1 rRNA gene is annotated in these 377 nt (G+C 43.2%); it reads right to left on the reverse strand.

The annotated features are described in order from the left end of the window. Positions 1–116: 116 nt before the first annotated feature. Positions 117–235 (reverse strand): 5S ribosomal RNA (gene rrf, locus VTU_RS0106785). Positions 236–377: the final 142 nt, after the last annotated feature.

Consider the following 377-nt stretch of genomic DNA (forward strand, 5'->3'; position numbering starts at 1 on the left):
CCATAATTTGTAGCACAGATTGTTGGATGAAATACAAACTAATCTTGCTTACTTATTTCAAAGCGAGGGCACATATTTCCGCCTTGTGGGAAGAAACGGACAAAGAGTTGACAAAAAGCTTACAACACCTGGTATTCCCAGGCGGTCTCCCATCCAAGTACTAACCAGGCCCGGCCCTGCTTAGCTTCTGAGATCAGACGAGATCAGGCGTACTCAGGCCGGTGTGGTCGTAAGCGAGAAACTATCTCTTGGTGCACTATATAAAGTCAAAGTGACACTATATAAAGTCAAAGTGAGTGTGATTAACAGCTGTTGCATTTTCACCATGTATCTTTGTGTCAGTCAAAAAGTGGAAGAAATTGCATATACTGCAGCCA

This window comes from Verminephrobacter aporrectodeae subsp. tuberculatae At4 (assembly GCF_000193225.1).
Lineage (GTDB): Bacteria > Pseudomonadota > Gammaproteobacteria > Burkholderiales > Burkholderiaceae_C > Acidovorax > Acidovorax aporrectodeae.